The organism is Citrobacter sp. wls706, assembly GCF_005281305.1.
In the GTDB taxonomy this organism is placed as follows: Bacteria; Pseudomonadota; Gammaproteobacteria; order Enterobacterales; family Enterobacteriaceae; genus Citrobacter; species Citrobacter werkmanii.
Window position 1 is genome coordinate 137,025 of the sequence record NZ_SZXG01000004.1, and the last position, 24,647, is coordinate 161,671.

At 52.7% G+C, this 24,647-nt stretch carries 22 protein-coding genes and 1 pseudogene; 9 read left to right on the plus strand and 14 right to left on the minus strand.

The genetic code is table 11. The annotated features are described in order from the left end of the window. Positions 1 to 5: 5 nt before the first annotated feature. Positions 6 to 1,013, minus strand: a complete 1,008-nt coding sequence (locus FDW92_RS00755; RefSeq protein WP_042312428.1) for a LacI family DNA-binding transcriptional regulator — start codon at positions 1,011 to 1,013, stop codon at positions 6 to 8. 189 nt (positions 1,014 to 1,202) lie between these two features. Between FDW92_RS00755 and FDW92_RS00760 the strand changes: the two genes are divergently transcribed. From FDW92_RS00760 to FDW92_RS00780, 5 genes are read left to right on the plus strand one after another with little or no spacing between them, the layout of a single operon-like run. Further along, complete coding sequence (locus FDW92_RS00760) at positions 1,203 to 2,948, plus strand: class I mannose-6-phosphate isomerase (protein ID WP_042312431.1); 1,746 nt, start codon at positions 1,203 to 1,205, stop codon at positions 2,946 to 2,948. Positions 2,949 to 2,952: 4 nt separating this feature from the next. Beyond that, a complete protein-coding gene (locus FDW92_RS00765) occupies positions 2,953 to 3,381 on the plus strand; it encodes a PTS fructose transporter subunit IIA (RefSeq protein WP_042312433.1) in 429 nt (142 codons plus the stop codon). Between the two features lie 11 nt (positions 3,382 to 3,392). Next, positions 3,393 to 3,887 (plus strand): PTS sugar transporter subunit IIB, encoded by a 495-nt coding sequence (locus FDW92_RS00770; protein ID WP_042312435.1) that lies wholly within the window; start codon positions 3,393 to 3,395, stop codon positions 3,885 to 3,887. 10 nt (positions 3,888 to 3,897) lie between these two features. Beyond that, entirely contained in the window at positions 3,898 to 4,695 is a 798-nt protein-coding gene (locus tag FDW92_RS00775; RefSeq protein ID WP_042312436.1) for a PTS sugar transporter subunit IIC, read from the plus strand. Further along, positions 4,695 to 5,513 carry a PTS system mannose/fructose/sorbose family transporter subunit IID gene (locus FDW92_RS00780; RefSeq protein WP_016151643.1) on the plus strand — a complete coding sequence of 273 codons (819 nt, stop codon included), beginning with the start codon at positions 4,695 to 4,697 and terminating at the stop codon, positions 5,511 to 5,513. The genes FDW92_RS00775 and FDW92_RS00780 overlap by 1 nt, the downstream gene beginning before the upstream one ends. Before the next feature lie 111 nt (positions 5,514 to 5,624). Here FDW92_RS00780 and FDW92_RS00785 read toward each other — a convergent pair whose 3' ends face one another. The 9 genes and pseudogenes from FDW92_RS00785 to FDW92_RS23145 all read right to left on the minus strand — a co-directional run bounded on the left by FDW92_RS00785 (position 5,625) and on the right by FDW92_RS23145 (position 14,072). After that, the gene (locus FDW92_RS00785) at positions 5,625 to 6,407 is read right to left on the minus strand and encodes a glucose-6-phosphate isomerase family protein (RefSeq protein WP_137400526.1); all 783 of its coding nucleotides are present in this window, start codon (positions 6,405 to 6,407) and stop codon (positions 5,625 to 5,627) included. Beyond that, entirely contained in the window at positions 6,400 to 6,963 is a 564-nt protein-coding gene (locus FDW92_RS00790; RefSeq protein WP_042312440.1) for a glucose-6-phosphate isomerase family protein, read from the minus strand. Before FDW92_RS00790 ends, FDW92_RS00785 begins: the two co-directional genes overlap by 8 nt. Positions 6,964 to 7,060: 97 nt before the next feature. Further along, positions 7,061 to 7,975, minus strand: a complete 915-nt coding sequence (gene rihC / locus FDW92_RS00795; protein ID WP_042312442.1) for a ribonucleoside hydrolase RihC — start codon at positions 7,973 to 7,975, stop codon at positions 7,061 to 7,063. Positions 7,976 to 8,040: 65 nt separating this feature from the next. After that, positions 8,041 to 8,991 (minus strand): 4-hydroxy-3-methylbut-2-enyl diphosphate reductase, encoded by a 951-nt coding sequence (gene ispH / locus FDW92_RS00800; protein ID WP_032948486.1) that lies wholly within the window; start codon positions 8,989 to 8,991, stop codon positions 8,041 to 8,043. A 1-nt stretch (position 8,992) separates the two neighbouring features. Further along, complete coding sequence (gene fkpB, locus FDW92_RS00805; protein ID WP_042312446.1) at positions 8,993 to 9,442, minus strand: FKBP-type peptidyl-prolyl cis-trans isomerase; 450 nt, start codon at positions 9,440 to 9,442, stop codon at positions 8,993 to 8,995. A gap of 117 nt (positions 9,443 to 9,559) precedes the next feature. After that, the gene (lspA, locus tag FDW92_RS00810; protein WP_003018932.1) at positions 9,560 to 10,057 is read right to left on the minus strand and encodes a signal peptidase II; all 498 of its coding nucleotides are present in this window, start codon (positions 10,055 to 10,057) and stop codon (positions 9,560 to 9,562) included. Then, positions 10,057 to 12,873, minus strand: coding sequence for an isoleucine--tRNA ligase (ileS, locus tag FDW92_RS00815; protein WP_042312449.1), 2,817 nt, complete (start codon positions 12,871 to 12,873; stop codon positions 10,057 to 10,059). The genes lspA and ileS overlap by 1 nt, the downstream gene beginning before the upstream one ends. Before the next feature lie 37 nt (positions 12,874 to 12,910). Beyond that, positions 12,911 to 13,849, minus strand: coding sequence for a bifunctional riboflavin kinase/FAD synthetase (ribF, locus tag FDW92_RS00820; RefSeq protein ID WP_042312451.1), 939 nt, complete (start codon positions 13,847 to 13,849; stop codon positions 12,911 to 12,913). A gap of 7 nt (positions 13,850 to 13,856) precedes the next feature. After that, a pseudogene (locus FDW92_RS23145) lies at positions 13,857 to 14,072 on the minus strand (DUF2575 domain-containing protein). Positions 14,073 to 14,177: 105 nt separating this feature from the next. Here FDW92_RS23145 and rpsT point away from each other — a divergent pair. The 3 genes from rpsT to FDW92_RS00840 all read left to right on the plus strand — a co-directional run bounded on the left by rpsT (position 14,178) and on the right by FDW92_RS00840 (position 18,343). Continuing rightward, complete coding sequence (gene rpsT, locus FDW92_RS00830; RefSeq protein WP_038637070.1) at positions 14,178 to 14,441, plus strand: 30S ribosomal protein S20; 264 nt, start codon at positions 14,178 to 14,180, stop codon at positions 14,439 to 14,441. Positions 14,442 to 14,890: 449 nt separating this feature from the next. Continuing rightward, entirely contained in the window at positions 14,891 to 16,264 is a 1,374-nt protein-coding gene (locus tag FDW92_RS00835; RefSeq protein ID WP_042312455.1) for an MFS transporter, read from the plus strand. A gap of 39 nt (positions 16,265 to 16,303) precedes the next feature. Then, positions 16,304 to 18,343, plus strand: a complete 2,040-nt coding sequence (locus tag FDW92_RS00840; protein ID WP_042312458.1) for a glycoside hydrolase family 31 protein — start codon at positions 16,304 to 16,306, stop codon at positions 18,341 to 18,343. Positions 18,344 to 18,397: 54 nt separating this feature from the next. Here the strand turns inward: FDW92_RS00840 and nhaR are convergent, their stop codons facing one another. From nhaR to dnaK, 4 genes are all read right to left on the minus strand, one after another. Further along, positions 18,398 to 19,291 (minus strand): transcriptional activator NhaR, encoded by an 894-nt coding sequence (gene nhaR, locus FDW92_RS00845; RefSeq protein ID WP_006686630.1) that lies wholly within the window; start codon positions 19,289 to 19,291, stop codon positions 18,398 to 18,400. Between the two features lie 38 nt (positions 19,292 to 19,329). Then, entirely contained in the window at positions 19,330 to 20,496 is a 1,167-nt protein-coding gene (nhaA, locus tag FDW92_RS00850; protein ID WP_042312462.1) for a Na+/H+ antiporter NhaA, read from the minus strand. Positions 20,497 to 20,705: 209 nt separating this feature from the next. Next, the gene (gene dnaJ / locus FDW92_RS00855) at positions 20,706 to 21,839 is read right to left on the minus strand and encodes a molecular chaperone DnaJ (RefSeq protein WP_003018956.1); all 1,134 of its coding nucleotides are present in this window, start codon (positions 21,837 to 21,839) and stop codon (positions 20,706 to 20,708) included. A gap of 85 nt (positions 21,840 to 21,924) precedes the next feature. Then, a complete protein-coding gene (dnaK, locus tag FDW92_RS00860; RefSeq protein ID WP_042312465.1) occupies positions 21,925 to 23,847 on the minus strand; it encodes a molecular chaperone DnaK in 1,923 nt (640 codons plus the stop codon). A 384-nt stretch (positions 23,848 to 24,231) separates the two neighbouring features. Between dnaK and FDW92_RS00865 the strand changes: the two genes are divergently transcribed. After that, positions 24,232 to 24,636, plus strand: a complete 405-nt coding sequence (locus tag FDW92_RS00865) for a DUF2541 family protein (RefSeq protein WP_042312469.1) — start codon at positions 24,232 to 24,234, stop codon at positions 24,634 to 24,636. Positions 24,637 to 24,647: the final 11 nt, after the last annotated feature.

The window sequence follows — 24,647 nt, forward strand, 5'->3', positions numbered from 1 at the left end:
GACGATCAGCAAAAACCACATGATTCTCTGACTACCAGCGCCGGCGGCAGGATAATACGTTTCGGCGGTTCGTCATTTCCCTGAATACGGCTATAAAGCAGCTCTCCGGCCTTACGACCTATCTCTTTTGCCGCCACCGACACGGTGGTAAGCGCAGGTTGTACCAGCGCCGCTTCGGTGATGTCATCAAACCCCACCAGCGCAAAATCCCGCCCAGGTTCCCGCCCCATTTTACGTAGCGCCTGCATAACCCCAAGCGCCACAATATCCTGATAACATACGGCGGCGGTAATTTGCGGGTAACGCAGAAGAAGAGACTCCGCTACTTTTGCGCCGTCAATTTGGCTGGCCTGCGTAGCCACGATCCATTCTGGATTCGGCGATATTCCGTGCTCCAGCAATGTGCTGGTGAAGCCACCGATACGCTGTGTCCGACTGCCGGAACCAGGCGTCCCCCCAATAAACGCAATATTCTTGTGCCCCATTTTAACTAAATGGGTGGTGGCCATTTGCGTACCGAGAAAGTTATCGGTTCCGACAAAATCAAAATCAGGATCGCTAAGGGGACGGACGACCATAATGGCGGGGATATTGCGCCTTTTCAGCGCCTCGAAGAAGGATGTCGGCGTCTCGCGCGCCGCGCAGAGCACCATGCCGCAGGCATTATTGCGCATCAAAGAATCGACAAATTTTTGCTGCCGTTCCCCTGACTCTTCGCTATTTGCCAGAAACAACAACAGATCATGTCGTTCCATCTCATGGCTTAGCCCTGCAGTCATCTCGCCGTAAAAAGGGTTAGTGATATCGTGGAGCAACAATCCAACCTGATTACTGCTCCGGTTACGCAGGTTAGCGGCGGTTTGATTATACACATAGCCAGCATCATCCAGCGCTTTAAGCACCCGGTCGCGTGTAGCCTGAGAAATTCGCCCCCGGTTACGCAATACCATCGACACGGTCGCCGTGGAGACTCCCGCGCGCTCAGCTACCTGCGCCAAAGTGACTGTGGTCATACCTGCTCCTGATTTTTTATCGAAGGTTAATCGAATAACCGAAATATCGCTTTTTTACGTGTGATTCACATCACGCTAATGCGCTTTTCACCGCTCTTGATTCTGAATATGGCGGGTTAATCGCGTTAACCACACTATGAAAATAAGGTTAATCGATTAATCTTAAATAAGCCAACACGGAGAAAGAAAATGACGACAACCTATAATAAATTCCCTGAGGTTAACGTTCAGGGATATGACGATCACGCCTGGCAGGGTTGGGCGGAGATCCATTCTGTGCTTAACACCAGGGTTTCTGCTGCAGCCAAAACCGTATTGATCGTGGATTGCTATCCGGGCGTGCGGCTTGAAGAACTGGAACAACAGCTTGTCACGACGTTAGATACCGCGCTGGTGCTGAATATTGAATCCGCCCGCCGAGATGAGCAGGCCCTGCATGAGTTACTGGCGCGTAACCTTACCGACGATCGCGTATTCGGCGTCCTTTCCTGCCATCACCTGGATGAGTTTTTTGATAGCGACAAGCTCAGTCAGCTCCGCCAACAGATTGATGCCGTTGCCGAAGGTCTGGTCGTGGTATACGGACCCGGCGCGACGCTGGCGCACCCGGGTGACGTACTGGTTTATGCCGATCTTCCGCGCTGGGAAATTCAGCAACGCATGCGCCATAACGGGCTGGGGAACTGGGGGGCGGAAAACCAGGATGAAGATATTCTTCGTCGGTACAAACGAGCCTTCTTCATTGAGTGGCGGGTATTCGACCGACACAAAACGCCGTTACTCAAACGCGTCGATTATTTGCTTGATACCACGATAGAAAATAGTCCCGCGATGGTCAGCGGCGACGCGTTGCGCGCCGGTCTGCAACAAACAACTCAACAACCGTTTCGCGTTGCCCCGTTCTTCGACCCAGGCGTTTGGGGTGGGCAATGGATGAAACAACACTTCGATCTCGATCCCTCAGCCCCCAATTACGCGTGGTGTTTTGATTGCGTGCCCGAGGAAAACAGCCTGTTACTGCGTTTTGGCAACGTGCGGATCGAGATCCCCTCTCAGGATCTGGTGCTAACCTGTCCCCGCCCCCTGTTGGGCGAGAAAGTTCACGCACGTTTTGGTGCAGAATTCCCGATTCGTTTTGATTTCCTCGACACCATTGGCGGCCAGAATTTGAGCTTTCAGGTTCATCCGCTCACTGAGTACATTCAGCAGCAGTTTGGTATGCACTATACCCAGGATGAGAGCTATTACATTCTCGAAGCCGAGCCGAACGCCGTGGTGTATCTCGGCACCAAAACCGGGATCGCGCCGCAGGACATGCTCGACGATCTCCGAGCCGCGGGTCGTGGTGAAAAAGCCTTTGATGATGCGCGATTCGTTAATCAGATCCCTGCGCATAAACACGATCACTTCCTGATCCCCGCCGGAACCGTTCACTGCTCGGGTGCAGGAACCATGGTGCTGGAGATCAGCGCAACGCCATATATCTTCACCTTTAAACTGTGGGATTGGGGGCGTTTAGGGTTAGACGGCTTACCGCGCCCGGTCCATCTGGATCACGGTCAGCAGGTGATTGACTGGCAGCGCGACACGCAATGGGTACACGACAACCTGGTCAACCGTATCGAGCCTCTCGCTGAAGGAGAAGGTTGGCGGGAAGAAAGAACCGGAATGCACGAACGCGAGTTTATTGAAACGCGACGCCATTGGTTTACGGCACCGGTCACGCACCATACCCATGGCGGCGTAAACGTCCTGAACCTGGTCGAAGGTGCGCAGGCCGTTGTTGAAAGCCCGAGCGGCGCATTTGCCCCGTTTGTCGTCAACTATGCAGAGACCTTTATTATCCCGGCCGCCGTTGGAGAATACCGTATTTCGCCGTTTGGCAAGGGTATCAGCCAGCAGCTCGCTACGATTAAAGCCTGGGTCAGAGGATAAACGCATGATTAACGTTATTGTTGCCACCCATGGTCCCCTGGCGGAAGCGCTTCTCGCCAGCGGTCGTATGGTTTACGGAGAATTACCGCATGTTTACCCCGTCACGCTGAGTGAACAGGCGGGTATTGAAGGGTTTAAACAGACGTTTGCTCAGGTTCTCGCGAGCGCCGGGAAAGATGCTGACGGCGTACTGGTACTTTGTGACATGCAAAGCGGTACGCCGTGGAATGTCGCCTGCCATCATGCGTTTTCTGCACAAACGGTTCCCCCCGTTGCCGTCGTCGCGGGGGTCAATTTCCCGATGCTGTTACAAAGCGAGGAGATCTGTCAATTAACGGATGTTCACGCCGCAGCCGTCAAGCTGTTGGCGTTGACGGTACCCACGTTGATTAAAGCCGCCCCGGTTTTATCCGTTCAGTCCGACGATTTTTAAAGGAAACCACTATGAGTATTTCTTTTGTACGTATCGATGACCGCGTAATCCATGGGCAGCTCGTGACACGTTGGGCCAAAGAGCTGCCCTGTGACGGGATTGTCGCGATAGACGACGCCGTCGCGGCCGACCCTCTGCTCTCTTCGGTGATGAAAGGCGCCGTGCAGGACACCAAAGTCTGGTTGTTTGATACGGCCACCGCGATTGAAAAACTGCCGAAAGTCATTGCCAGCGAGAAGCGTTATTTCGTCATTGGTAAATCACCCGTCACGCTGAAGCGCATTGAAGAAGCAGGTATTAGCCTAAAAAATGCCAACGGCAAAATTAATGTAGGCCCAATGAGCGCCCGTGCCGATACCACCACCATCGGCCCAAACCAGTCGGTGAATGGCGAGGAAATCGCCGCCTTTGACTGGCTGACGCAGCATGGGCACCTGGTTGAGTTTCGCCTGGTCCCTGACGCCAGTTGCTACAGCTGGCAGGACGCACGTCAGAAGCTGAAATAAGGAGCGCACGATGATTATCGAAGCTACGTTGATTGGCATACTTTGCTACCTCGGCGCGCTCAGCAGCCCCTGGCTGCTGGGACTGACTGGCGGCTGGTATCTGATCACCCGTCCGCTGATTTCCGGAATGTTGGTCGGGATTATCCTTGGCGATATTAAAACGGGGATCATGATTGGCGTCGCGGTTCAGGCAGTGTATATCGCGATGGTTACACCTGGCGGTTCGATGCCCGCCGACCTCAACTTTGTTGCTTACCCGGCTATTGCTTTAGGGATCCTTTCCGGAAAGGGCCCCGAGGTCGCGGTCGCGCTGGCAGCCACCATCGGTATCGCCGGCACCATTTTGTTTAACGCAATGATGGTACTGAACTCCTTCTGGAATCACCGGGCAGATGTGGCGCTGGAGCGGGGCGACGAACGCGGTATTTACCTGAACAGCGCCATCTGGCCACAGGTGACAAACTTTGTCCTGCGTTTTGTACCGACCTTTATTGCGGTCTACTTCGGGGCGCAATACATCAGCGGTTTTATGGACAGTTTACCGAAAATTGTTCTGTCGACGATGAACGTACTGGGAGGCATTTTACCCGCCGTCGGGATCGCGATTTTGCTTAAGCAGATTATCAAAAATTACACCATGCTGATCTACTTCCTCGTCGGTTTTGTCTGCATCGTCTTTTTAAAACTCAACATGGTCGCGCTAGTGATCGTCGGTTCGCTGTTGGCGTTGATCCATTACAACTACAAACCAGAACCGCCACAGACTACGCATGCAAAGTCGGTCGTTGATGATGAGGATGAATTCTGATGGAAGAACGTACACTTACGCGTAAAGATCTTCGCCGCTGCTGGCGCGCATGGATGATGCACAACTTGTCATCCATGAGCTTTGAACGTCTGGAATCTTTTGGCTTTTGCCTGAGTATGCTCCCGGTGGCGAAAAAGCTCTATCCCGACGCCGCCCAACGTACTGAAATGCTGCGCCGTCACGCCTCGTTTTATAATACGGAGCCGCAGATAGGCGCGATCGTTAATGGCATGGTACTGGGGCTGGAAGAGAAAAAAGCGAACGGTGAGCCGATCGATGGGGAAACGATCAATACCCTGAAGGTTGGACTGATGGGCCCTATAGCCGGGATTGGCGATTCGATGATCCCGGGCATGCTGATCCCAATCCTGCTCAGTATCGGTATGGCCCTGGCGGCTGGTGGTAACATTCTGGGACCGCTGTTTTATACCGTCGCCTGGCTGGCAATCATTATTCCCGGCTCATGGTTTTTGTTCCTCAAAGGCTACAAAATGGGATCCGGCTCGGTGGAAATGCTGGTGAGCAGCAAATCTGCCCGCCTGCGTGAAGCGTTATCGCTGCTGGGGGTGTTTGTTATGGGGGGCGTAGCGGCGAGCTACGTTAAACTGGGCACCGGGCTGGAATTTATCACCAAGGATGGGGTAAATATTCATGTGCAACAGATGCTGGACGGAATTTTCCCGCAGCTATTGCCGCTGATTGTTGTATTGGGCACGTGGTATCTGATGGCCAAGCGTGGCGTGTCGCCAGTAAAAGCGATGATTTTATTGTTGATACTGGCTGCGCTCGGCGTTGCGACAGGCCTGTTTGCAGGGTAGTGCCTGTCATTTGCCGGATGGCGCATACGCTTATCCGGCCTACTCTACTGTACCGCGTTTTTCTGTTTGAAGGCCAGGCAAAATCAGAACCGGGGCTATGCCCCGGTTATTTTATGGATGGAAGTTTTGCCACAGCTCGGGGTGCCTGTCCGGGCGTGATATAAATTGAAAGCGCGCCGGGTCCTCGATGAATTGCTGGTAAACAGGCGCGGAAGTAATCGAGAATTCCGTATATTGTCGGGGCGTAACGGCGTGTAATCTCCCGGGTATGTACCGCGAATTATGCTGCCAGATAACACGGTCGCCCTGCAATAACGGGTACCACGCCAACCCTTTATGCGCGCGCACAGCCTCGTACTCAAAACCATATTCACGATCGCACCACGCACCAAAAGTTAACGGTATATTCGGATCTGCGGATATGGTCGCATGCCCCCAACCGGGCGGAACCAGCACTTTTTCACCGGGTCCGGCAATCACAGCAAAACAACGCCCAGGGTCGTCCTCGACATACTCCTGCATATAGATTATCGCTTTTCCCTGCCAGATTTCGTAAAGCTCCGGCGGGGACCAGCCGCTGTGCTGGCTGATACGATGAATATGCCCCTGGCTACGCACCGGCTCTTCCCCCAGCCGTCCCGCTGCATAAGTCACCACGCCAAACAACAGCATCCGCTTTTTCAGCTCTTCGCGATCCTGCATTCGTGCCACATCCATCGCAATGGCATACACCTCTTCCGGCCCCTCACAATGCGGATCGCGCAGTGAGGCGCGAATGTGATCGAGTCGGCGAATCTCCGGCATCGGCCCAGTGACTTCATCCCCATAGCTAAAGCCAAGCGGATGGTGATGAACCCTCATATCCAGGCCATAAGAATGCGCTAAGTCAGCCATTCTGTACCTCCTTCGCCTGAATCGTCTTATTTTCCTCAAAGACTCTTATTCTGAAGCCCCTGGTCAGCGCCGCATAATCATGGCCTGCAATCCCTGGCCATACGGCGAGCGCCGACAGAATCTCTTCCCCTGTGTTGATCAACCGGTGTGCGGTAAAACCGGGGATGATGTGGACGGATCCGGCGAATACCTTTTCCAGCCTCGCCTCACCCTGTTCAGTTTGCAACAGCAGCAACCCCGTGCCACGCAGACCAAAATAGACCTCACCCTGTTCGCGACGCGCATGGAAATGCCCACGGGTCATAAAATACTCGCGGCCGATCCGGCCAGGATAAAGATGGGTAACACCGGTGTAAAGTTCGCCTTCTGCGGGGGACGTATGCAACATCTCAACGTCATATACGACCTGCTCGCCTGACAGTTGCTGGCGGGCATTTTCATCGGCAAAAACGTCAGTAAGATCCTGAATGCGAGTGGATTTACGCAATAACGGGCCATCGGCTAATGCGCCGCTTGCCCACGCCACCTGCGGTGGCTGGATAAAAGAAAGGTTCATATGTGTCTCCGGCCCGAGGAGAACAACGGGATAAGATTAGCAGATTAATCGATTAACCTGCTAATTCTGTCTGCATATTGCGGGCCGGATCACAGCCTCAAGGTGCCAGCGCCAGCACCTCTGCCACCCACTGCTGGAACCCCTCAACGTCAAGATCCAGTGCAACCTGGGCATTTGCCGGATGCCCCAAACGCCCTTCAATATCCACCACCGTAGTACCCGAGGTATATTCCCCCTGAGTTTCCACCGCCACGAAGCACGGCTGCAGGGTAAACAGTTCCGGGCGCACCAGCCAGGCAATCGCGCACAGGTCGTGCATCCGCAGTCCTGTATTCATACTACCGCTGCGGTAATGGCTAAATAGCGCGTGCAGCATTTTTCCCGTCTGGTTAAGCTGCGGCAAGGTCGCCAGATAGTCCGGGGCGAGCATGGCCTGATTAGTGACATCCAGCCCACACATCACAATCTCCAGCCCGCTGTGGAAAACTTTCGCGGCGGCCTCAGGATCGATAGCAATATTAAACTCGGCGTTTGGCGTGAAGTTCCCGCGCCCGGCAGAACCGCCCATAATCACCAAACGGTGAATATTGAATACGCATTCAGGGTAATGAGTCAGCAGTAGCGCGATGTTGGTCAGCGGGCCAATCGCCACCAACGTCACGGGCTGCGGGGCATGCATCAGCGCGTCACGAATAGCCTGGAAGGCGGGTTTTGCCATCGCCTGGCGGTCATGTTCAACAAATTCATACCCTTCCATACCGGACTCGCCGTGCACGGAAGCGGCATCTCGCAGCGGCCGTACCAGTGGCATTGATGCCCCTTGCGCCAGCGGAATATCCGCATTCCAGAAATGCAGCAACTGCAACGCATTACGGGTAGTTTTTTCCACCGAAACGTTGCCTGCTACCGTGGTCATCAGTTGCAGATCCAGCTCAGGGGCAAACAGCGCGGCGGCAATAGCGGCGGCATCATCAATGCCGGGATCGGTATCAAGAATGATCGGTAAGCGCATGGTTTCTCCATAAAAAATGCCAGACGTTAAGTCTGGCATCTTCTCATAATCGTATCGTGAAAGACTTACTCTACTTCACGAACATCCACACGCAGCTCTTTAGGCACTTCGAAAACAATATTTTCTTCACGGCCTTCCAGGGGGATAGCTTCCCCACCGCCAAGCTCCTGCAGGCGAGCGATCACGTTTTGCACGAGGATATCCGGTGCCGAGGCTCCGGCCGTCACGCCCACACACTTCGCCTCTTTTACCCACGCTTCCTGGATATCGGTCGCATCGTCGATCAGATACGCCGCTTTCCCCATGCGCTGGGCTAGTTCAGCCAGACGGTTGGAGTTAGAGGAGTTTTTCGAGCCGACCACCAGCACCACATCAGCCTGTTCCGCCAGCGCGCGAACCGCTTCCTGACGGTTGGTGGTGGCATAACAGATATCGTCTTTGCGTGGCCCGACAATTTTCGGGAAGCGTTGACGCAGCGCGTCAATAACGTCAGAGGTGTCGTCAACGGAGAGCGTGGTCTGCGTCATGAAGGATAATTTTCCTTCATTTTTCACATTCAGTTTCAGTACATCTTCCGGTGATTCAACCAGATACATTCCCCCTTGCGGGTTGCTGTACTGCCCCATCGTGCCTTCGACTTCCGGGTGCCCGGCGTGTCCAATCAGAATTGACTCTTCACCGCGACGGCTGGCGCGCGCCACTTCCATATGCACTTTGGTGACTAACGGACAAGTGGCATCGAAAACCGTGAGGTCACGGCCTTTGGCTTCGTTACGCACAGCCTGAGAGACGCCATGAGCGGAGAAAATTAGGATCGCGCCGTCCGGCACTTCACTGATTTGTTCAATGAAAATAGCGCCGCGCTCGCGCAGGCTATCCACCACATAGCGGTTATGCACCACCTCATGACGGACATAAATTGGCGCGCCATAAATAGCCAACGCGTTTTCTACAATGCTGATAGCGCGGTCTACGCCAGCGCAAAAACCGCGCGGGTTAGCCAACAGGATCTGCATTTTACGCCTCCAGTGCCGGTTCGACTTCCAGCACTTCAATATCAAAATGAACGGTATGCCCTGCCAGCGGATGGTTGAAATCAACCGTGATCGAGTCACCGTTGATTTCACGAATCACACCTGGCATCTCACTGCCGTCCATTGCGGTAAAGAGCATGATAGCGCCAATTTCTGGCTCGCCCGCGTCCATAAAATCCCGACGCGAGAAATACTGAATTAAGTCCGGGCTTGACACGCCAAAGGCGGCATCCGGCTCCAGAGCAAAAGTGGTTTTATCACCCTCTTTTAGGCCCAGCAGGTGTTGTTCCAGTCCTTCAGACAGAGAACCATCGCCCAGGCGAAACAGCGCAGGCTTGCCGTTATTGCGGGTTGACTCTGCGGTGGAGCCATCGTCGAGCTTAAGGGTGAAGTGCACCAGCACCGCACTGTTACTCTGTACTGATTTAGACATGCAGGTTGCTCTTTAAAATTGCTGCCGCCTGTTTGCCCGGTGGCGCTACGCTTACCGGGCAAACAAGGTTCGCGATAGATTGTAAGCCGGATTAGCATAGCGCCATCCGGCATTTTTTTATGCGGCTTTTTTCTCTTTCGACGGTAAGAAGCCTTCGAGAACAATCAATGCCGCGCCGATACAGATTGCCGTATCAGCCAGGTTGAATGTCGCGAAATGCCAGTCACCGACGTAAAAGTCAATCATATCAACCACGAAGCCATGCCACAGGCGATCGAACAGATTGCCCAGCGCACCGCCAATGATTAACGCATACGCGATGTTGTTCAGCTTCTGCGTCGCCTTCGAGCGATACATCATCACCATCAGGATGACGCAGATACCAATAGCGATACCGGCAAAAAACCAACGTTGCCAGCCGCCGCTGTCGGCTAAGAAGCTAAACGCCGCGCCATAGTTTCGCGCGTAGTGCAGATTAAGCGACGGGAACAGCGATACCGTATCCCCCAGAGCAAAGTTCTGGAGGATCAGGTACTTGCTGCCTAAATCGATAATCAGCACGACTACCACCAGCCATAGCCAGCGTAGTCCTGTTGAACAAAGAGGCTTACTCATCAGGCAAACTTACGTTGTTCGCCATCACCGGCGATGTTGCTGACACAGCGTCCGCAGATATCTGCATGTTCCGCCACCTGGCCGACGTCGGTAGTGTAATGCCAGCAACGCGGGCACTTCTCACCTTCGGCTTTGCTCAGTACGATTTTCAGACCTTTGAGCAATTCGCTCTGCTGAGCATCAGCTGGCGCCGCGGCATAGTCCGCAACGCTCGCGCCGGAGGTCAGCAGCACAAAGCGCAACTCTTCGCCGAGTGCGGTCAGTTTCGCCGCCAGTTCGGGTTCAGCGTACAGGGTGACTGCCGCTTCCAGAGAACCGCCGACTTTCTTATCCGCACGCGCTTGCTCGATAACCTTGTTCACTTCGCCGCGTACTTTCAGCAGCTCGTCCCAGAAGGTATCGTTCATCGCCTCGGTTTCGCCTAAGCCAAACAGGCCTTCGTACCATTCACCGGTAAAGACGTATTTTTCACGATCGCCCGGCAGGTAGCCCCAGATTTCATCAGCGGTGAAGGACATGATCGGCGCCATCCAGCGAACCAGCGCTTCTGCAATGTGGAACAGCGCAGTCTGGCAGCTACGACGCGCCCGGCTTTCCGCTTTCGCGGTGTACTGGCGGTCTTTGATGATGTCGAGATAGAACGAACCCATTTCGACGGAGCAGAAACGCATCAGGCGCTGTACCACTTCGTGGAAGTCATAGGCTTCGTAAGCTTTCAGGATCTCTTCCTGGGCCGCTTGCGCACAACCTACCGCCCACCTGTCCAGCACCACCATCTCTTCCGGTTTCACCATGTCTTTTACTGGATCGAACCCGTTCAGGTTCGCCAGCAGGAAGCGCGCGGTGTTACGGATACGACGATAGCTGTCGGCTGCACGTTTCAGGATTTCGTCAGAAACCGCCATTTCACCGGTGTAATCGGTAGACGCGACCCACAGACGCAGAATATCCGCGCCGAGTTTGTTCATCACGTCCTGCGGAGAAACGGTGTTACCGATAGACTTGGACATCTTACGGCCCTGACCATCCACGGTGAAACCGTGAGTCAGTACCTGGCGATAAGGTGCTTTACCTTTCATGGCGGTGGAGATCATCAGAGAAGACATGAACCAGCCGCGGTGTTGGTCAGAGCCTTCCAGATACATATCCGCTGCGTGGCCAGCAAATTCAGGACGCACGTCCACAACGGATGAGTGGGTGGAACCAGAGTCAAACCATACGTCCAGCGTATCCGGGACTTTGACATACTGGTCTGCTTCATCGCCGAGGATATCTTTCGGATCGAGATCCCACCACGCCTGGATACCGTCAATTTCAACGCGTTTAGCCACTTCTTCCATCAGTTCGATAGCGCGCGGATGCAGCTCTTCGGTGTCTTTGTGAACGAACAGAGACATCGGCACACCCCACGTACGTTGACGGGAGATACACCAGTCAGGACGATTGGCAACCATGGATTCAATACGTGCCTGGCCCCAGTCAGGGATCCACTGCACGCCTTTGATCTCTTTCAGAGACTGCGCGCGCAAGCCTTTCTGATCCATGCTGACGAACCACTGCGGGGTCGCACGGAAGATGATCGGCGTTTTATGGCGCCAGCAGCACGGATAGCTATGCTGCATCTTCTCGACATGCAGCAACGCGCCTTTTTCGCTCAGCAGAGCGACAACAATATCGTTGGCTTTAAAGACGTTTACGCCGTCCAGGGTCGGGTAGGTGCCCGCCAGATAAGCGCCATCCGGACCAACCGGGTTCGCCACTTCCAGACCATATTTTTGACCGATGACATAGTCGTCCGGGCCGTGGCCAGGCGCGGTATGTACCGCCCCGGTACCCGCATCCAGCGTGACGTGATCGCCCAGAATCGCTGGCACGTCAAAACCCATAAACGGGTGGGTAAAGCGCAACAGTTCCAGCTCTGCGCCTTTAACGGTACCCAGAATGGTGTAGTCAGCCGCGCCAATACGCTGCATGACGCTTTCAACCAGATCTTTCGCCAGAATCACGGCCTGGCCATCGATCTGCACCAGCGCATAGTCAAAATCAGGCGCCAGGGAGATCGCGCGGTTCGCCGGCAACGTCCACGGGGTGGTGGTCCAGATAACCAGCGAGATCGGGCCGTTAACGTCAGAAACGGCAAATTTCGCTTTCACCGCGTCCTGATCGGCTGCGTGGAACGCCACGTCGATGGACGGGGAGGTTTTGTCATAATACTCAACTTCCGCTTCCGCCAGCGCGGAACGGCAGTCAACGCACCAGTGCACCGGCTTCGCACCTTTGTGCAGGTGACCGTTGCCGATGATTTTACCCAGCGCGCGAATGATGTTGGCTTCAGTTTTGAAGTCCATTGTCAGGTACGGATGCGACCAGTCGCCCAGCACGCCAAGACGGATAAAGTCTTTACGCTGACCGTCAACCTGTGTAGCAGCGTATTCACGGCATTTAGCGCGGAACTCAGCGGCGGTGAACTTCTCGCCCGGTTTGCCATATTCCTGCTCTACTTTCAGCTCGATCGGCAGACCGTGGCAGTCCCAGCCCGGAACGTAAGGCGAGTCATAGCCCGTGAGTCCTTTGGACTTCACGATAATGTCTTTCAGAATCTTGTTAACCGAGTGACCAATATGAATACTGCCATTCGCATAAGGAGGGCCATCATGCAGAATGAAGGTTTTTTTGCCTTTTTTGGCCGCACGAATGATGCCGTACAGGTCATCATCAGTCCAACGCGCCAGCATTCCCGGTTCGCGCTTGGCGAGATCGCCGCGCATCGGGAACCCTGTTTCCGGCAAATTCAGGGTTGATTTATAGTCACTCATCAGATTCTCGGTTCCGTATTTAAAACTCGTATAGGCATTAAGCCGGTTTTGTTAGCCCAAAAAAATCGCGGGCAGTCAACTCATCACGCGCAATCTGCGCTTTTAGTTCATCCAGCGAGGCAAATCGCTGCTCGCTGCGAATTTTTTTACGCAGCACTACATCTATATGGCGACCGTAGAGGTCCATTACAACGTCCAGTAGATGCACTTCCAACTGCTGACGTACGCCGGCTACCGTCGGGCGGGTGCCGATATTGGCAACGCCGGGAAAAGGTTTGTCACCCAGCCCCATCACTTCAACCGCATAAACCCCTTTCACCGGAGAAACCTGGCGACGAAGCGGTAAGTTTGCCGTCGGAAAACCAATGGTGCGTCCTAACTCGTCACCATGTACCACCCGTCCTGAGATGGTAAAAGGGTGCCCAAGCAGGCTTTCGGCCAACTGCAGGTTATCTTCAGCCAGCGCCTGACGTACCGCGGTGCTACTAATACGCACACCGCCTTCACAGAAGGTCTGGGTACTGGTGATATCAAAGCCATACTCAGCGCCCGCTTCCTGTAATAACAAGAAATCGCCCGCACGGCTAGCGCCAAAGCGGAAATCATCGCCCACGGCAAGGAATTGTACACCAAGGCGCTTAACCAGCAGATCGCTGATAAAATTCTGCGCCGTTAATGCCGCGAAGCGCCTGTCAAAACGCACGCACAGTACGTAATCTACGCCACACTCCGCCAGATAACGCAGTTTTTCTCGCAGGCGAGTAAGGCGCGCAGGCGACTTGTCCGTTGCAAACAGCTCTAATGGCTGTGGCTCGAAAATCATCACCATCACCGGCAAATTGCGTTTGCGCCCTTCTTCCCGTAAGCCCTGCAGCAACGCACGATGACCACGGTGCACGCCGTCGAAATTACCAATAGTCAGCACACACCCATGCGGGGCCTGACTGAGATTATGTATGCCTCGTATCAGCTTCATGTCTGGCTCAAAACAGTGAAAATCGTGAAAGTATACCCTGTACCGCGGTCAAGGTTAACCGGCGATTGTTTCTCCGAAACAGAAAGAGGATGGTTTTCATTGTTATGAAACAAATTGCAGACCTTTACGGGCAATCCAATGCAATTTTTCTCGTGGAAAAGCTGTATTCACGCCACGCAAGCTGGTAGAATCCTGCGCCATCACTACGCAACGAGTGCTGCAATTTAAACGGCGCTTATTTGCACAAATCCATTGACAAAAGAAGGCTAAAAGGGCATATTCCTCGGCCTTTGAATTGTCCATATAGAACACATTTGGGAGTTGGACCTTGGCTAATATCAAATCAGCTAAGAAGCGCGCCGTTCAGTCTGAAAAGGCCCGCAAGCACAACGCTAGCCGTCGCTCTATGATGCGTACTTTCATCAAGAAAGTATACGCAGCTATCGAAGCTGGCGACAAAGCTACTGCACTGAAAGCATTTAACGAAATGCAACCACTCGTGGACCGTCAGGCTGCTAAAGGTCTGATCCACAAAAACAAAGCTGCACGTCATAAAGCAAACCTGACTGCACAGATCAACAAACTGGCTTAATCGCCTGCTTGTTGTCGCTTTGTGAAAAAACCCGCGCAAGCGGGTTTTTTTATGTCTGTCGTTCAAGTCCACACTTTCTCCACAGCGGCCTGCTATCGCACCGTTCGTGCACTAGGCATGTTTAATCCCCTGTCCACCCACATCGCCATCAGGCAGATGAAAGTTATTTTCTTTCACTGTTTACTTTTTTTTATTTCATTACTGTCGAAATTGTGACCACCATAGCAAATAGTATCATTGCTCAACAAAAAACGAATAAACGCAATCCTGATGTGAGATTTGATAATTGATCGCCACGCCGGGGTTAACTACTTTTCATAAAACGTCTTTATCCCTATTTTACCTAAAGGTTAATTTTCCCCGGACAATAAAAAATAACGACAACCCTACTGCTTAGAAAGTAAAAGCTGTTTTTCTGGGCGTATCGCACCAATATCGGAGTTATCATTATGAGTTCTGTTATTGAGGATACCCAGTCTTGCGGGTCAACATCATTATCTTTACTACAGCGAATTAGCTACGGTTCTTTAGATGTAGCGGGAAATCTGCTGTACTGTTTCGGTTCAACATACATTCTATATTTCTACACAGACGTTGCCGGTATCAGCCTCGCCGTAGCGGGTGTCATCCTGCTGTTGGCGCGTATTGTTGATGGCGTAGATGCTCCAATCTGGGGGATCATCATCGACAAGACCCGTTCACGCTACGGTAAATGCCGTCCCTGGTTTTTATGGTTACCGCTGCCTTTTGCCGTATTCAGCGCGCTTTCATTTTGGTCTCCTGATATCAGTATGACCGGAAAAGCCATATATGCAGCAATATCCTACATGATAGCCAGTATTTTATTTACCGGACTTAACACCCCGCTCAGTGCAATATTGCCCTTAATGACCCTATCCCCCAAGGAACGGCTGGTCTTAAATTCCTGGAGAATGACCGGCGGGCAAATAGGGGTTTTATTAATGAACGCAACCGCCTTACCGTTAGTCGCTTTTTTAGGTAACGGTGATGACCATGCGGGTTTTATTTATACGGCAATTACATTTGCCATTATATCTTGCGCGCTAACGCTCTTTGCGTTTAAAAACATTCGTGAAATGGATGCGGATAAAATACAGCAAGAGCCAAGATTGCCGATGAAAAAAAGTTTCGCGGCTATGAAAGGCAACTGGCCATGGATCCTGATGGTGCTGGCTAATCTGATCTTCTGGGTAGCGCTTCAGCAGCGCTCAACGACCATTGTCTACTATCTGACCTACAACCTGGTTCGCAAAGATCTGGTCCCGCTAATCAACAGCCTGGCGACGATTCAGATCCTGTTTATCATCGCCATCCCTTTCTTTAGCAAATACCTCTCTAAAACCTGGATCTGGATCGGCGGTCTGCTGGTCGCTACGTTTGGCGGTGTGATGATGTGGCTGGCTGCGGATAACATTCCAATGCTGATTGCCGCCTGGGTTCTGGGCAATATCGGTAGCGGTATCGCCTGCTCAATGCCCTTCGCCATGCTCGGATTCGCCGTCGACTTTGGCGCATGGAAGACGGGTGTCAAAGCTACCGGCATTCTTATCGCCTTTGGCAGCACCTTCTGCATCAAAATGGGCAGTGGTCTCGGTACCGCTTTTGCCGCCTGGATCATGAAAAGTTTTGGCTACGTCCCTAACCATGCGCAGAGCGCTACAGGCCTGGAAGGGATAACCTGGGCTTTTATCTGGGCGCCCGCCCTCCTCTTCACGCTCGCAGCAATCCCCCTGCTTTTCTTCCGTAAATATGAAGCCATGGAAGACGAGGTTCGCCGCGATCTGGAAACGATCAATCACTAACGTTCTTATCTTTACCAGCCAAATATGGGAGAAACCACCATGCCATTTTTGCAACAAGACCCGCATCGTCTGGTCTGGCAGCAAAACGATCGCTATTTATGGATTGAACCCTGGGGCGAGAACAGCCTGCGCGTGCGTAGCGGCCGTCATCTGCCGGTTATGAGAAATGAAGACTGGGCGCTAACGGAGCCGGTGGCGGAGAGCGCCTGCCATATCGTCTACGACCAAAAGCAGGCCACGCTGACTAACGGCAAGATTATCGCTATCGTCAATCAAAAGGGCCAAATCAGCTTTTACCGCCATCCCCATAAATGTTTACTACAGGAGTTCTGGCGTCTGCGGGGAGAAATCGGCGAGGACGAATCTTCACACGGCCAGTACGTCAGCGCACTTAACCTTGAGGGGCGCGAATTTCGCCCTATTCAGGGTGGAAAATATGCGATTAAAGCCCGTTTCGAAGCCGCCGAAGACGAAAAAATTTATGGCATGGGCCAGTATCAGCAAGCCAATCTGGATCTCAAAGGGTGCGTGCTTGAGCTGGCACAGCGTAATTCCCAGGCCTCAGTACCGTTCATGCTCTCCAGTCTGGGCTACGGTTTTTTATGGAACAACCCGGCCGTAGGCCGCGTAACCTTCGCCCACAACCTTACCGAATGGGAAGCTCAGGTCAGCGAACAACTGGACTACTGGATCACCGCAGGTGATACGCCAGCGGAAATCAGCCAGGCTTACGCGCTCGCAACCGGCACGCCGCCGATGATGCCGGATTACGCCATGGGTTTCTGGCAGTGCAAACTCCGTTATCGTACCCAGGAAGAACTGCTGGCGGTCGCCCGCGAGTATAAACAGCGCAATCTGCCCATTTCGGTTATCGTTATCGACTTCTTCCACTGGCCGAATCAAGGTGACTGGATGTTCGACCCGCGCGACTGGCCCGATCCCGACGCCATGATCGCCGAACTGAAATCACTGGGTATCGAGCTGATGGTGTCCGTCTGGCCAACGGTAGATAACCGCACCGAAAGCTATCGGGAGATGCGTGAAAACGGCTGGCTGGTGCAAACGGAGCGTGGCTTGCCGATCAATATGGATTTCCTCGGGAATACCACTTTCTTTGATGCCACCCATCCGGGCGCTCGCGACTATGTCTGGGGCAAAGCCAAGCGCAATTATTACGATAAAGGCGTGAAGCTGTTCTGGTTAGATGAGGCCGAGCCTGAATTCAGCGTTTACGACTACGACAACTATCGCTACCACGCCGGTCCGGTACTGGAAGTGGGCAATATCTACCCGCGGATGTATGCCAAAACCTTTTTTGACGGCATGAAAGCCGATGGCGAAGACAAGGTTATCAATCTGCTGCGCTGTGCCTGGGCGGGGAGTCAGAAATACGGCGCGCTGGTATGGTCAGGTGATATTCACTCCTCGTTTCGATCGCTGCGCAATCAGTTTGCCGCCGGACTCAATATGGGGATTGCGGGTATCCCGTGGTGGACCACGGATATTGGCGGTTTTCATGGCGGCAATATTCACGATCCACGCTTTCATGAACTGTTGATCCGCTGGTTTCAGTGGGGCGTCTTTAGCCCGGTGATGCGCCTGCACGGCAATCGCGATCCGCAAATTTTGCCTGAACAACCGTATCGGGATGGCATTGCTCAATGCCCGACTGGAGCACCGAATGAAGTCTGGAGCTATGGCGAAGACGTTTACGATCTATTAACGGGTTGCCTGGCCTTGCGTGAAAAGCTGAAACCCTACATCAAGGCGCTGATGGCAGAAACGCATGAGCGCAATGCGCCGGTGATGCGCACCCTGTTTTTTGAATTTCCTGAGCAGGCTAAAAGCTGGGAGATCGCCGACCAATACTGTTTTGGTCCCGATCTGCTGATTGCACCGGTGATGCATGAAGGCATGCGCGAGCGTGATGTCTGGCTACCGGAAGGGGAAAAGTGGACAGATCTTGCGACCGGGGAAAGCTATTCAGGAGGGCAGACGCTGCATTACGCTACGCCACTGAACAGAATTCCGGTATTTATTCGCGAAGGTGGGCAATACCGTAGCCTACTGAGGTTGTAGATTGATTCCGGCTGCGGTAATTGCCCGCAGCCGGAAGTCTTACCGTGTTGATGTCTACTGCAGCTTAAATAACGCCGAGTAGTCCGCATTACAAATACGCTGCACCGCCGGATGCTGGATCATCCTTTCCGCAAATATAGCGTGGTACTCCTCCATCACATTCTCCACGCGCCCAATCTCAACAATCGAATCATCGGCATAGAAGTTGTTCGAATAGAGCGTCGGGGCAACGAATATAGCGTTATGCGTTGCACCAAAAGCTTTCATCAGCGCTGCGTCATCAAACTCGCCGAGGATTTCAACGTTCAAGCCTTGTGAGTTAATCCAGTTCAACAGCTTACGACCGAGCATCGAACGACGTCCAGGAATCAGTAATCGACGCTCTTCCAGGCAGGCCGGAAACGGCTTCTCAGGCAAAGGCTGGGTGCACCAAAAACTCACGCCGCATTCGCCTATGCGCACCGAGAACAACCCTTCCTGTTGCGTAGAATCAATCGGACAGTCAGAGATAATCATATCCAGCTTATGCTGGCTGAGTTGATCCAGCAGCATCTCGTGCGTTGATTCAAAACAACGCAGATGGATTTGTTCATCTTCCACCACCGCGGCATCCAACACACGGCTGACCAGCTGTTTGGATAGTGCATCCGCCACACCGACATCAAACAACAAGTTAGACTCTTTGCGGTAGTTCACGATATCCAGCATTTCCTGGCTTAACGTGAACATTTTATCCGCATAACGAAAGACTAACTCGCCCAACTCGCTTGGCTCCAGCCCACGCCCCTTCCGCTTGAACAACTTTCCCTGTAAACGTTCTTCAAGCGCTTTGATCTGCCCGGTAATGGTCTGCGGTGTCAGATAAAGCGCTTCTGCTGCACCAACCACCGAACCTTCTTTATAAACATGCCAAAAGTAATACAGGTGGTTGTAATTTATATGAGACATACTCTCTCCCTGAAAATTGTCACGAAAGGGTTATCCTGTCAGGCGGATGCGTTTAACCGGGTGCGTAACCAGCAGTAACCAATTACCGCCGACAGCAAGGAGCCAATCAGGATCCCCAGTTTCGCCCAGTTAATCAGCTCAGGATCGACATTACCAAACGCCAGGCTGGCGATGAAAATTGACATCGTAAAGCCAATACCGCACAGAATCCCAACCGCCATGATCTGCTGGAAATTCGTTCCTTCAGGTAATTGCGCCAGCTTTAAGCGTAACGCCAGCCAGCAAAACAGGCTGATACCCAGGGGTTTACCAATCAACAGACCTGCAATAATCCCCAACGGTAATACGGAGGTCAGCCCATCAATGGTGACACCCTGCAGTGAGACACCCGCGTTAGCGAAGGCAAACAGCGGCAGGATCAGGTATGCCACCCACGGATGCAAAACATGCTCCAGACGCTTTGCCGGTGAACGTCCGTGTTTTTCCTTTAACGGAATGAAGAAACCGACGATCACGCCAGCCAGCGTCGCATGCACGCCGGACTTCAGTACCGCAGTCCATAACACCACGCCCACCAGAATATAAATCCCGGTACGTCTCACGCCACATAGATTCAAGGCCGCCAGGACAAGAATGGCGCACGCAGCAACGCCCAGCGACAGCAGCGAGAGATCGCTGGTGTAGAACAGCGCAATGATCACGATAGCGCCAAGATCATCGATAATCGCCAGCGCCATGAGGAAGATTTTCAGCGCCAACGGAACACGACTGCCCAACAGTGCCAGCACGCCTAATGCAAAAGCGATATCCGTTGCAGCCGGGATCGCCCACCCTTCACGAGTGATAGGGTCAGCATAGTTAAATGCCAGATACAGCAGCGCCGGGACAATCATCCCCCCGATAGCGGCAATGATCGGAAATGCAGCCTGACGCAGACTGGCCAGCGACCCCTGCATTAACTCGCGCTTTACCTCCAGACCAATCAACAGGAAGAACACCGCCATCAACGCGTCATTGATCCACAGCAGCATATTTTTGTTGATCTCAAGCGCGCCAACCCGCAGTTGAACGGGCGTTTCCAGAAAGGCGTGGTACCATCCACTGGTGATCCCGATATTTGCCATCAACATAGCGACGACGGCTGCGATGATCAGGATGATGCCCCCCGAGGCGTCACTACTAAAAAAACGATGCAGATGTTTCACTTTTATTCTCTCTATTAGGTGAATACTTCGTAAATACTATCTTACACCCTCAAAAAGCTCGTTAAAATTAGATTATTTATGATGAATGATTCGGTTTTTACGATCCAATAAATTAAAGTCGACAAAGATTTTCCGAACGGAAAACAGAAATAAAAAAGCCTGAAACATTTCAGTCCCAGGCTTTTAATCGAAGATTTCTGAGTCGAGAATTAGCGCGTCAGATCGTCAAAGAATTTCTTCACACCGTCGAAGAAGCTTTTGGAACGCGGGCTGTTGTTTTCTCCGGTGGGACCGCCGAAACTTTCCTGCAGATCTTTCAGCAGTTGCTTCTGCTTGTCATTCAGACCAACCGGGGTTTCAACAACTACACGGCACAGCAGATCGCCCTGAGCGCCACCGCGAACCGACTTCACGCCTTTTCCGCGCATGCGGAACAGTTTGCCGGTCTGCGTTTCGCCCGGAATTTTTAACTTCACGCGACCGTCCAGCGTTGGGACTTCAATCTCGCCGCCCAGCGCTGCCATCGCAAAGTTAATCGGCACTTCACAGTACAGGTTGTTGCCTTCACGCTCAAAAATTGGGTGCTGTTTTACCTGCACCTGAACGTATAAATCGCCTGCTGGCGCGCCATGCTCACCAGCTTCACCTTCGCCAGACAGACGAATACGATCGCCAGTGTCAACGCCTGCCGGGATTTTAACGGACAGCGTTTTGCTTTTCTCAACGCGACCATGACCGTGGCATTTATTGCACGGATCTTTAATCAGCGTACCGCGCCCCTGACAATGTGGACAGGTCTGCTGTACGGCAAAAAAGCCCTGGCGCATCTGCACCTGGCCGGAACCGTGACAGGTTGGACAGGTCTGCGGTTGAGTACCTGCCTTCGCACCGCTGCCATGGCAGACGTCACACTCTTCCAGCGTCGGAATACGGATCTCTTTGGTGACGCCACGCACGGCTTCTTCCAGAGTGAGATCCATGTTGTAACGTAAATCAGCACCACGTGAGGCGCGCTGACGACCACGACCGCCGCCAAAGATATCGCCAAACACGTCACCAAAGATATCGCTGAAGTCAGCCCCGCCGCCAAAACCGCCGCCGCCGCCCATACCGCCTTGCTCAAACGCGGCATGACCGTACTGATCGTAAGCCGCGCGTTTTTGCGCATCGGTCAGGATCTCGTAGGCTTCTTTGATCTCTTTGAACTTGGCTTCGGCCTCTTTATCACCCTGGTTACGGTCCGGGTGATATTTCATGGCCAGGCGCTTGTAGGCCTTTTTGATTTCACGCTCTTCCGCTGATTTGGAAACGCCTAAAATCTCGTAATAGTCTTGCTTAGCCATCTCTTTTTATCTGCCCCTAACATGCGTGCACGGGCGGAGAGGAAACCTCTTCGCCCGTGCCAGTAATTACCCGTTCAAAGGGCGATTATTTTTTGTCTTTCACTTCTTCAAACTCAGCGTCGACAACGTCGTCATCTTTCGCGTTGTTTGCAGAAGCATCAGCGCCTGCTGCACCAGCCTGCTGCTGTGCGTGCTGCTGCTGAGCGATTTCCATCAGTTTCTGGGAAACCTGTGCCAGCGCCTGCATTTTCGCTTCGATATCCGCTTTGTCTTCGCCTTTCAGAGAAGTTTCCAGCGCGGTCAGTGCAGACTCGATGGCAGTTTTGTCGTCAGCCGGCAGTTGGTCGCCTGCTTCTTCAACCTGCTTACGAGTGCTGTGCAGCAGATGGTCACCCTGGTTACGGGTCTGAACCAGCTCTTCAAACTTACGGTCAGATTCTGCGTTCGCTTCTGCTTCGCGAACCATTTTCTGGATTTCTTCTTCGTTCAGACCAGAAGAAGCCTTGATGGTGATCTTCTGCTCTTTACCGCTGTTTTTATCTTTCGCGGAAACGTGCAGGATACCGTCGGCATCGATGTCAAAAGTTACTTCGATCTGCGGCATACCGCGCGGAGCCGGGCTGATACCATCCAGGTTAAACTGACCCAGATCTTTGTTATCGGCAGCACGTTTACGTTCACCCTGCAGCACGTGGATGGTTACCGCAGACTGGTTGTCTTCAGCGGTAGAGAACACCTGGCTGTGCTTGGTCGGTATAGTGGTGTTTTTCGCGATCAGTGGCGTCATCACGCCGCCCATGGTTTCGATACCCAGAGACAGCGGGGTAACGTCCAGCAGCAGCACGTCTTTCACATCACCAGTCAATACACCACCCTGAACGGCAGCACCGATTGCTACAGCTTCGTCCGGGTTAACGTCTTTACGCGGCTCTTTGCCGAAGAACTCAGCAACTTTCTTCTGGACCATCGGCATACGCGTCTGACCACCAACGAGAATAACGTCGTTGATATCAGAAACAGACAGGCCGGCGTCCTGCAGAGCAACTTTCAGCGGCTCGATAGAACGGTTAACCAGGTCTTCAACCAGGCTTTCCAGTTTCGCACGGGTCACTTTGATGTTCATGTGTTTCGGACCAGTCGCGTCTGCAGTGATGTACGGCAGGTTCACGTCGGTCTGCTGAGCGGAAGACAGCTCGATCTTCGCTTTCTCAGCGGCTTCTTTCAGACGCTGCATCGCCAGCGGGTCATTACGCAGGTCGATACCTTGATCTTTCTTAAACTCGTCAACCAGGTAGTTGATCATACGGCTGTCGAAGTCTTCACCACCCAGGTGGGTATCACCGTTGGTTGCCAGAACTTCGAAGGTTTTTTCGCCGTCAACTTCGTCGATTTCGATAATAGAGATATCGAAAGTACCACCACCGAGGTCATACACCGCGATAGTACGGTTGCCGACTTCTTTATCCAGACCGTAAGCCAGCGCAGCTGCGGTTGGTTCGTTGATGATACGTTTTACTTCCAGACCTGCGATACGACCGGCGTCTTTGGTTGCCTGACGCTGAGCATCGTTAAAGTATGCAGGTACGGTGATAACTGCTTCAGTTACCGGTTCACCCAGGTAATCTTCAGCCGTTTTCTTCATTTTTTTCAGCACTTCAGCAGAAATCTGCGGCGGTGCCATTTTCTGACCTTTTACGTCAATCCATGCATCACCGTTGTCAGCACCGATGATTTTGTACGGCATGATCGCTTCATCACGCTGTACTTCTTCGTCCTGGAAGCGGCGGCCAATCAGGCGTTTAATCGCAAACAGGGTGTTTTGCGGGTTTGTCACTGCCTGACGTTTAGCCGGCTGACCAACCAGAGTTTCACCATCCTGGGTATAAGCAATGATAGAAGGCGTGGTGCGATCGCCCTCGGCGTTCTCCAGCACACGTGCAGTAGTGCCATCCATAATCGCTACACAAGAGTTGGTAGTACCCAGGTCGATACCAATAATTTTACCCATCTAAACGTCTCCACTAAAAATTCGGTCATCATGTGGTTGTGAATCTGTAATAAGGGCGAAACGTGCGGTTTCAACTACCCTGAATCGTTTTTTTTCAGACTCACCACTGCGGTTGACTACTAAGTGGGGTCGTAACCCACTTCATCAAGGGGGGCATGAAAATTTTTTTTAGCGCAGAAGCAATAAATTTGCCGAAAAAAGGCACAAAACTACAAAAAATGAATAATCGCCAATCAAAATTAATTCATAAAACCGATTAATACGGTGCTGTCATTCACACAAAAATTGTAATAAAAAGAAAAGATTACGTGAATGAATCGTTTTTATGTCGGCGGTAAAATAGCGCGAAGCCACACACTTTTGCAGCCGTCAAAGAGAAATTCCATGAAATCCGTTTTAACCCTTTCCGCCAGCCTGCTTATGGGTCTGCTGCTGAGCAGCGCCGCGCACGCTAACGATCATAAAGTTCTGGGGATGATTGCTATGCCCCGCAATGCAACCAACGATCTCACGCTCAAAATTCCCGTTTGTCGGGTGGTGAAACGTATTCAACTCACCGCCGATCGAGGCGATATTAACCTTAACGGCGCATCCGTTTACTTCAAAGCTGCGCGCACCTCCAGCCAAAGCCTGAATGTCCCGTCTTCCATTAAAGAGGGACAAACCACCAATTGGATCAACATTAATAGCGACAACGACAACAAACGCTGCGTATCCAAAATTACTTTTTCAGGCCAGTCGGTAAACTCCTCTGACATGGCGACGCTTAAAGTCATCGGCGACGACTAATTCCGCCCTTT

Excerpts from the sequence above, each read along its gene's own strand:
- FDW92_RS00775 (WP_042312436.1), top strand. The coding sequence starts at position 3,898 with ATGATTATCGAAGCTACGTTGATTGGCATACTTTGCTACCTCGGCGCG.
- ribF (WP_042312451.1), bottom strand. The coding sequence starts at position 13,849 with ATGAAGCTGATACGAGGCATACATAATCTCAGTCAGGCCCCGCATGGG.
- FDW92_RS00770 (WP_042312435.1), top strand. The coding sequence starts at position 3,393 with ATGAGTATTTCTTTTGTACGTATCGATGACCGCGTAATCCATGGGCAG.
- FDW92_RS00865 (WP_042312469.1), top strand. The coding sequence starts at position 24,232 with ATGAAATCCGTTTTAACCCTTTCCGCCAGCCTGCTTATGGGTCTGCTG.
- FDW92_RS00785 (WP_137400526.1), bottom strand. The coding sequence starts at position 6,407 with ATGGCTGACTTAGCGCATTCTTATGGCCTGGATATGAGGGTTCATCAC.
- lspA (WP_003018932.1), bottom strand. The coding sequence starts at position 10,057 with ATGAGTAAGCCTCTTTGTTCAACAGGACTACGCTGGCTATGGCTGGTG.
- FDW92_RS00835 (WP_042312455.1), top strand. The coding sequence starts at position 14,891 with ATGAGTTCTGTTATTGAGGATACCCAGTCTTGCGGGTCAACATCATTA.
- dnaK (WP_042312465.1), bottom strand. The coding sequence starts at position 23,847 with ATGGGTAAAATTATTGGTATCGACCTGGGTACTACCAACTCTTGTGTA.
- FDW92_RS00790 (WP_042312440.1), bottom strand. The coding sequence starts at position 6,963 with ATGAACCTTTCTTTTATCCAGCCACCGCAGGTGGCGTGGGCAAGCGGC.
- FDW92_RS00760 (WP_042312431.1), top strand. The coding sequence starts at position 1,203 with ATGACGACAACCTATAATAAATTCCCTGAGGTTAACGTTCAGGGATAT.
- rihC (WP_042312442.1), bottom strand. The coding sequence starts at position 7,975 with ATGCGCTTACCGATCATTCTTGATACCGATCCCGGCATTGATGATGCC.
- FDW92_RS00780 (WP_016151643.1), top strand. The coding sequence starts at position 4,695 with ATGGAAGAACGTACACTTACGCGTAAAGATCTTCGCCGCTGCTGGCGC.
- FDW92_RS00765 (WP_042312433.1), top strand. The coding sequence starts at position 2,953 with ATGATTAACGTTATTGTTGCCACCCATGGTCCCCTGGCGGAAGCGCTT.
- fkpB (WP_042312446.1), bottom strand. The coding sequence starts at position 9,442 with ATGTCTAAATCAGTACAGAGTAACAGTGCGGTGCTGGTGCACTTCACC.
- ispH (WP_032948486.1), bottom strand. The coding sequence starts at position 8,991 with ATGCAGATCCTGTTGGCTAACCCGCGCGGTTTTTGCGCTGGCGTAGAC.
- dnaJ (WP_003018956.1), bottom strand. The coding sequence starts at position 21,839 with ATGGCTAAGCAAGACTATTACGAGATTTTAGGCGTTTCCAAATCAGCG.
- ileS (WP_042312449.1), bottom strand. The coding sequence starts at position 12,873 with ATGAGTGACTATAAATCAACCCTGAATTTGCCGGAAACAGGGTTCCCG.
- FDW92_RS00840 (WP_042312458.1), top strand. The coding sequence starts at position 16,304 with ATGCCATTTTTGCAACAAGACCCGCATCGTCTGGTCTGGCAGCAAAAC.
- FDW92_RS00755 (WP_042312428.1), bottom strand. The coding sequence starts at position 1,013 with ATGACCACAGTCACTTTGGCGCAGGTAGCTGAGCGCGCGGGAGTCTCC.
- nhaR (WP_006686630.1), bottom strand. The coding sequence starts at position 19,291 with ATGTCTCATATAAATTACAACCACCTGTATTACTTTTGGCATGTTTAT.